Genomic DNA, 6490 nt, shown 5'->3' with positions numbered 1-6490 from the left:
CATCGCCTGGCCTTGCTTTTCGCGCGGGTTGATGTCGAGCAGGATGGATTGCGAGAGCGGTACGAGCGACGCGCCGAAAACTCCCTGCAGCAACCGCGACGCAACAATCTGCCCGAGTGATTCAGAAAGGCCGCAGAGCGCGGATGCAACTGTGAAACCGCCTATCGAGATGATGAGCAGGCGCTTCGTGCTCAGGCGGTCGGAAAGCCAGCCGGTGAGCGGAGTTGCGATGGCGGCAGCCACGATGTACGACGTCAGCACCCACGTGATCTCGTCCTGCGACGCCGACAGCGTGCCCTGCATGTGCGGCAACGCAACGTTGGCGATGGTGCTGTCGAGCGTCTGGATCAGCGTGGCAAGCATGATCGACACAGTCAGCATGGGCCGGTTGAGCGGCGCTTCGGCAGCGCTCAACGGGATTGATTCTGAGGACATTCAGGCGCCGGATCGTTGGATCAAATAGTAAGCATGCTTATTATAAACAGGCTATCGATTGTCACAACATGTCAATAACCGGGATAAACCCGTAGACCGCGGCCGGCCTTATCTGCCTGTAAATGCGCGCATCTTTCGTATAATCGGCGCATGGAAACGCACCTCGACAAGCGCTTTGGATTTCTGATTTCGGACGTGGGGCGCTTGTGCAGCAAGCGCTTCGACGAACTTGCGAAATCGTCCCTCGATCTCACGCGGGCGCAATGCCGCGCGCTCGCATATCTGTCGCACTTCGGCGATGTAAACCAGGCCCGTCTCGCCGACCTGCTGGAAGTCGCGCCCATATCGGCGGGCCGTTTGCTCGACCGGATGGAAGAAGGCGGCTGGATAGAACGCTTTTCAAACCCTGATGACCGCCGCGAGCGGACGGTGCGCATGACGGCCAAGGCCGAAGGCGCGCTTGGCCGAGCACGGCGAGTCGGGGACGCCGTTGCGACGGAAGCGCTGGCCGGCCTCGATGCGGACGAACGCGCGCTATTGATCTCCATGCTGCGCCGCGTGCGCCTGAATCTCAGCACGATCGTGGACGAATAGCGGAGAAGGTCCGACTCTTGCTGCAAGGCGTGGCGAATCCCGCATCGCTCTCCTTGGACTCGACATGCTCTTTCTTGTCATACCGCTTACGGTTCTGATCACGCTCATTGTCGTGGTGTTTCTGGCGAATTTCGTAAGCGGTGAGAAGAAGGTCGAGCACAACATCGACCGGCTCTATTCCAGCGACGACCCGCAATTCATCCGCTCGATGAGCCTGCTGCTCGGGCCGCCGGTTACATCGGGGAACCGGTATCGCGTGCTGCTCAACGGCGACGAAATCTTTCCATCGATGCTCGACGGCATCCGCTCGGCCAAAGAAACCATCACGTTCGAAACGTTCATTTACTGGTCCGGTGAAATCGGGGAACAGTTTGCGGCGGCGTTATCGGAGAAAGCGCGTTCGGGCGTGGCCGTGCACGTGCTGCTCGACTGGGTCGGCTGCAAGAAAATGGACCACAAGTATCTGGAACAATTGCGCCAGGCCGGCGCTGAGGTCGTGCAGTATCACAAGCCGCACTGGACTGGACTCGGGCGCATGAACAACCGGACGCATCGGAAGTTGCTGATCATCGACGGGCGCGTGGGGTTCACCGGAGGCGTGGGGATCGCGGAAGAATGGACCGGCCACGCGCAGGACGAGAAGCATTGGCGCGACACGCATTTTCGCGTGGAAGGACCGGTGGTCGGGCACATGCAGGCCGTGTTCATGGACAACTGGATCAAGGTGACCGGCGACGTGCTGCACGGTCCGAAGTACTTTCCTGACGTCAAACCGTTGCCGGAGGGCGAAGCGAGCAACGGCGTCGCGCACATGTTCAGCAGCTCGCCGACGCACGGCGCCGACGACATGGAGCTGATGTACCTGATGGCGATCACGGCGGCGACGGGAAGCATCGATCTGGCGAGTGCGTACTTCGTCCCGGACGGCCTCGCGATCAACGCGCTGGTCGAAGCCGCGCGGCGCGGCGTGAAAGTGCGGATCGTGACGCCGGGAAAGCGTATCGATACCCACACGGTACGCGAAGCCTCGCGGGCGTGCTGGGGTGATCTGCTGGCGGCGGGCATCGAAATTCACGAATATCAGCCGACCATGTTCCACTGCAAATTGCTCGTGGTGGACGAGTTTTTGGTATCGGTGGGATCGACGAATTTCGACAGCCGTTCGTTCAAGCTCAACGACGAAGCCAACCTCAATATCTACGACCGCGAGTTCGCGCGGCAGCAAAGCGCGATCTTCGATGCGGATATCGAAAAGTCCCAGCTAGTCACATATCAAGACTGGCTCAATCGGCCCGCGATGGAAAAGCTGATCGAGAAGGCCGTGCCCTTGCTTGACTGGCAACTTTAATCTACCGCTTTGCCTTGATCGCCTGATCGCCTATTACGCCGGCCTGTTGCAACTCACTGATTTGCGCATCGGTCATACCCAGCACCTCGCGCAGCACTGCGCTTGTGTGCTGACCGAGCATCGGCGGCGCCCGATTGTATTCGACCGGCGTAGCCGATAAACGCAGCGGACTCGCCACCGTCGGCGCCACGCCCGCAACCGGATGCGCAATCTCGCGCGCCGACTCGCGATACATCGCCTGCTCCGAACCGAACGCCTGCTCGATGTCGTTGATCGGTCCGCACGGCACGCCGCACGCTTCGAGCGCCGCGACCCATGCATCGCGCGTGCGGGTCATGAACACCGCGCCCAATTGCGGCAATAACTCCGCGCGGTTCACGCTGCGGCCGCTGTTGGTCGCAAAGCGCGAATCGATGGCAAGCTCCGGCACGTTCATCGCCGTGCAGAGCGCGCGAAACTGGCCATCGTTCCCGCACGCAACGATCACATGGCCGTCGCTCGCCGCGAACGTCTGATATGGCACGATGTTCGGGTGTGCGTTGCCCATGCGCTTTGGCGCGATGCCGGTGGTGAGGTAGTTCATCGACTGGTTGGCGAGCATGGCGAGCTGCGCGTCGAACAGCGAGATGTCGAGATGTTGCCCAAGGCCGCTTTTCTCGCGCTCCATCAAGGCCGCGAGAATGCCCGTGGTCGCGTACATGCCGGCCATCAGGTCGGTCACGGCCACGCCGACTTTCTCCGGACCACCGCCGGCCACGCTGTCGGGTTCACCGGTGATGCTCATCAGGCCGCCCATGCCCTGGATCAGGAAGTCGTATCCCGCGCGTTGCGACAACGGCCCGCTTTGACCGAAACCCGTCACCGAGCAATACACCAGCCGCGGGTTCAGCTCGGAAAGACTCACGTAATCCAGGCCATATTTCTTCAGCCCGCCGACCTTGAAGTTTTCGACGACCACATCGCAGGATTTCGCGAACTCACGGATGAGCGCCGCGCCTTCCGGCGAACTCATATCGATGGCGACCGACTGCTTGTTGCGATTCGCGCAGAGGAAATAGGCGCTCTCGGAGGTGTTGTTGCCGTCGACATCGCGCAGGAACGGCGGGCCCCACGTGCGGGTATCGTCGCCCGTACCCGGGCGTTCGATCTTGAACACTTCCGCGCCAAGATCCGCGAGATTTTGCGTGCACCACGGCCCGGCCAGCACGCGCGATAAATCCAGCACACGGATTCCGTCGAGTGGACGCTTTCTCGCCGCCGATGACTTCTTGCTGTCCTGCACCATTTCACCTCGTCTGTTTCAGGGTTACGGGGACGTGTCGATTGTAGCGACGTCCGTGATTCGGCTTTGGAATGGAGAAAACTCTGCCGCCCTTCGCAAATCGGACCAGAATATTCGCAGCCCGCCGGAATATTGCGCGGGTGATGTTCGTTTAAACCGTATCGATAAATGGAAGAGACAATGAAAACGCGAATCCCGATGCTCGCCGCGGCGCTTGCCGCCACGTTCAGCCTGACCGTTCATGCCGCGCCGCCTGTGGCCGCGAACGGCATGTACACCGATTCCAAGGGCATGACGCTCTACACGTTCGACAAAGACACCGCCTCCGGTCCAAGCGCCTGCTCGGGCGGCTGCGCGCAGGCATGGCCAGCGGCAATGGCAGATGCATCGGACCAGCCGCAGGGCGACTGGACGGTCATGTCCACCGCCGATGGCGGCAAACAATGGGCTTACAAAGGCAAGCGCGTGTACACCTTCGCGAAAGACACCAAGGCGGGCGATGCCAAGGGCGAGAACTTCAAGGACATGTGGCACACGGTGAAGCAATAAAAGATGTGGCGCGAGTGAGACCGGACAGCAAACCTGAACACGTGATGGGCGAAGGGCGTTGAGTTTCGATACTGATCTCGTTGGGATTCTCCCGCAGTTGCGGCGTTATGCGCGCGCGCTAACGGGAGACCGCGCCTGGGCCGACGACCTCGTGCAGGACGTCACGGAGCGCGCGCTCGGCCGCTCGGCCGCGTTTCGCGTGGGCAGCAACCTGCGCGCATGGCTCTTCACGATCATGCGCAATCTTTACATCGATCAATTGCGGGGCCGGCGCGACATTGCCGTCGACGATGAAACCGCGCCCTGGCGCCAGATGGCCGCGCCCGTTGGCGAAGTGGACGGCCTCGTGCTGCGCGACGTGCAGCGCGCGTTATATTGCCTGCCTGTCGAGCAGCGCGAAGTCATGCTGCTCGTATGCGTGGAGGACATGAGTTATCAGGAGGCATCGGCGGTGCTGAACGTGCCGGCTGGAACGGTGATGTCGCGCCTTTCCCGCGCACGCGAACACATGCGCGTGATGCTGGGAGAGGAACCGGGCCGCAAATCGGCGTCGTTGAAAATCGTGAGTGGCACATGATGAAACCCGAAAATCCGGACCGGCCGGAATCGAGCGCTTCAGCCGATGAGCTGCGAGCGCTGTCGGCGTTTATCGACGATGAATCCACGGACGCCAAGCGCGCCGAAATCGCCGCGCGCATTGCCCGCGATCCGGAGAGCGCGGCGACGGTGGCGGCGTATCGGGCGCAGGACAACGCATTGCGCGCGCTGTTTGCCGGGACGGCGGACCAGGAACCGCAAGTGGTCGTCGTGCGACCGCGGCGGCGTTATCTCATGGCGGCGAGCTGGCTGGCCGTGGGTATCGCGTGCGGGTTCCTGATGCACATGATGTTGCCGATGATCGGTCGCGACAAACCTGCGCCGATGTTCGCGCAGCGCGCGGACATCGCTTACGCCGTGTACGCGCCTGAACAGCGGCACGCGGTGGAAGTCGCCGCGTCACAGGAAGATCATCTGGTGACGTGGCTTTCGAAGCGGCTCAACCGGTCGTTGACGATTCCGTCGCTGCACGAATACGGGTTCGAACTGGTCGGCGGCCGTCTGTTGCCGGGCGAGGACGGACCTGCCGCGCAGTTCATGTATCAGAACGCGAGCGGCGAGCGTCTCACGCTTTATATGACGAGCAGTACGGGCAAGCGTCGGGAGGAATATGCAATCCGCATGTTGCGCGACGGCACGCGACGCACGTTCTACTGGACCACGGAACAAGCGGGTTATGCGTTGTCGGGACAAATCGGCGAGGCAAAGCTGCGCGCGATCACCTTCGATACCTGTGCCGCGTTAGGCGGCGATCCTAAAAAATGGCAATGAACCTTCGAAAGATTGACATGCTTGCCCTGTGCGCGGGGCTCGGCCTGAGCGCCGCGGCCCTCGCTGATAACCGCTTCACCCTCACCTCACCCACCCTCTCCGATAACGCCACACTCGATTCCCGCCACGCCGCGAGCGCGCAGGACTGTGGCGGCAAGAACGTCTCGTTGCCGCTCGCATGGCGCAACGTGCCGTCGGGTACGAAGAGCTTCGCGGTGACAATCTACGATCCCGATGGCGCCAAAGGCCTCGGCATCGTGCATTGGGTCATGTATGGAATTCCGGCGTCCGTGACAACGCTCGAAGAAGGCGGACCGCCGCCGGCGGGGAGTATCGGCGGGATCAACCGGACGGGGAAAGACGGCTATTACGGTCCATGTCCCCCACACGGCGATGCACCCCATCACTACGTAGTGCAGGCTTACGCGCTGGATCTCGCCGGAGAAACGATGCCGCCCGCGCTCAATCGCGACACGCTGATTGCCGCGATGAAGGATCACGTGCTGGCAACGTCGAGTATGGTGATTCGCTACGCGCGTTAAACAGCGTCGCGGCTGTCAGGTTTCATCGGCTGCGGCGAGACCCGCTCTCGTTTGCACGCCCCAGGCGCGCGAACGTCCCAGGAAATCGACCCAGCCCAGCGCCGCGCCCGTGTGGCGCAACAACTGGAACGTGAACGGCTCGACCACCGCCGATACAACCGCCATCCACAAGCTCGATCCGGCTGTGTCGCCGGTCCATCGGCGGTACAGGTGCACGGTCCACAAGTGAAACGCGAAATCGAGCAGGATTTTCGCGCCGATCACGCTGAAAATCGGCAGCACCACGGCGCCGCGCCGCTCCACGATAAACCCGATCAGCAACGCAAACGCCGTCAGGCCGTAGATGGGCTGCAGGGCATCGAACGCCTTGAC

8 protein-coding genes and 1 pseudogene are annotated in these 6490 nt (G+C 61.8%); 6 read left to right on the top strand and 3 right to left on the bottom strand.

Annotated features, from left to right (window positions below; all coding sequences use genetic code 11):
* Positions 1–435, bottom strand: a 435-nt coding sequence (locus ACFFAR_RS21300; protein WP_375508410.1) for an MFS transporter, incomplete at its 3' end; no start/stop codon positions are given.
* Positions 436–585: 150 nt separating this feature from the next.
* On the opposite strand from ACFFAR_RS21300, the gene ACFFAR_RS21295 reads away from it, so the two are divergent.
* The gene (locus tag ACFFAR_RS21295; protein ID WP_062000300.1) at positions 586–1029 is read left to right on the top strand and encodes a MarR family winged helix-turn-helix transcriptional regulator; all 444 of its coding nucleotides are present in this window, start codon (positions 586–588) and stop codon (positions 1027–1029) included.
* A gap of 64 nt (positions 1030–1093) precedes the next feature.
* On the top strand, positions 1094–2377 hold the full coding sequence (gene cls / locus ACFFAR_RS21290) for a cardiolipin synthase (RefSeq protein WP_062000301.1): 1284 nt from the start codon (positions 1094–1096) through the stop codon (positions 2375–2377).
* A gap of 1 nt (position 2378) precedes the next feature.
* On the opposite strand, the gene ACFFAR_RS21285 is transcribed toward cls, so the two are convergent.
* On the bottom strand, positions 2379–3662 hold the full coding sequence (locus tag ACFFAR_RS21285; protein WP_375508409.1) for a CaiB/BaiF CoA transferase family protein: 1284 nt from the start codon (positions 3660–3662) through the stop codon (positions 2379–2381).
* A 177-nt stretch (positions 3663–3839) separates the two neighbouring features.
* On the opposite strand from ACFFAR_RS21285, the gene ACFFAR_RS21280 reads away from it, so the two are divergent.
* The 4 genes from ACFFAR_RS21280 to ACFFAR_RS21265 are packed head-to-tail and all read left to right on the top strand — an operon-like array spanning position 3840 to position 6118.
* The gene (locus ACFFAR_RS21280; RefSeq protein ID WP_256701143.1) at positions 3840–4208 is read left to right on the top strand and encodes a hypothetical protein; all 369 of its coding nucleotides are present in this window, start codon (positions 3840–3842) and stop codon (positions 4206–4208) included.
* A 58-nt stretch (positions 4209–4266) separates the two neighbouring features.
* Positions 4267–4785, top strand: coding sequence for a sigma-70 family RNA polymerase sigma factor (locus ACFFAR_RS21275; RefSeq protein WP_062000304.1), 519 nt, complete (start codon positions 4267–4269; stop codon positions 4783–4785).
* Positions 4785–5576: an anti-sigma factor gene (locus ACFFAR_RS21270; RefSeq protein WP_174365520.1), complete on the top strand. Its 792-nt coding sequence runs from the start codon at positions 4785–4787 to the stop codon at positions 5574–5576. Before ACFFAR_RS21275 ends, ACFFAR_RS21270 begins: the two co-directional genes overlap by 1 nt.
* A complete protein-coding gene (locus tag ACFFAR_RS21265; protein WP_256701145.1) occupies positions 5573–6118 on the top strand; it encodes a YbhB/YbcL family Raf kinase inhibitor-like protein in 546 nt (181 codons plus the stop codon). The genes ACFFAR_RS21270 and ACFFAR_RS21265 overlap by 4 nt, the downstream gene beginning before the upstream one ends.
* 15 nt (positions 6119–6133) lie before the next feature.
* Here ACFFAR_RS21265 and ACFFAR_RS21260 read toward each other — a convergent pair.
* Positions 6134–6490 (bottom strand): annotated as a pseudogene (locus ACFFAR_RS21260) (glycosyltransferase family 2 protein); the annotation flags it as partial.

Origin of the sequence: uncultured Caballeronia sp., assembly GCF_964243625.1 — a bacterium.
Lineage (GTDB): Bacteria > Pseudomonadota > Gammaproteobacteria > Burkholderiales > Burkholderiaceae > Caballeronia.
The sequence above is the reverse complement of the archived record's forward strand: the minus strand, read 5'-3'. Positions and strand labels throughout refer to the sequence as shown.

Coding starts and splice junctions, on each gene's coding strand:
- ACFFAR_RS21295 (WP_062000300.1), top strand. CDS start 586: ATGGAAACGCACCTCGACAAGCGCTTTGGATTTCTGATTTCGGACGTG.
- ACFFAR_RS21280 (WP_256701143.1), top strand. CDS start 3,840: ATGAAAACGCGAATCCCGATGCTCGCCGCGGCGCTTGCCGCCACGTTC.
- cls (WP_062000301.1), top strand. CDS start 1,094: ATGCTCTTTCTTGTCATACCGCTTACGGTTCTGATCACGCTCATTGTC.
- ACFFAR_RS21265 (WP_256701145.1), top strand. CDS start 5,573: ATGAACCTTCGAAAGATTGACATGCTTGCCCTGTGCGCGGGGCTCGGC.
- ACFFAR_RS21270 (WP_174365520.1), top strand. CDS start 4,785: ATGAAACCCGAAAATCCGGACCGGCCGGAATCGAGCGCTTCAGCCGAT.
- ACFFAR_RS21285 (WP_375508409.1), bottom strand. CDS start 3,662: ATGGTGCAGGACAGCAAGAAGTCATCGGCGGCGAGAAAGCGTCCACTC.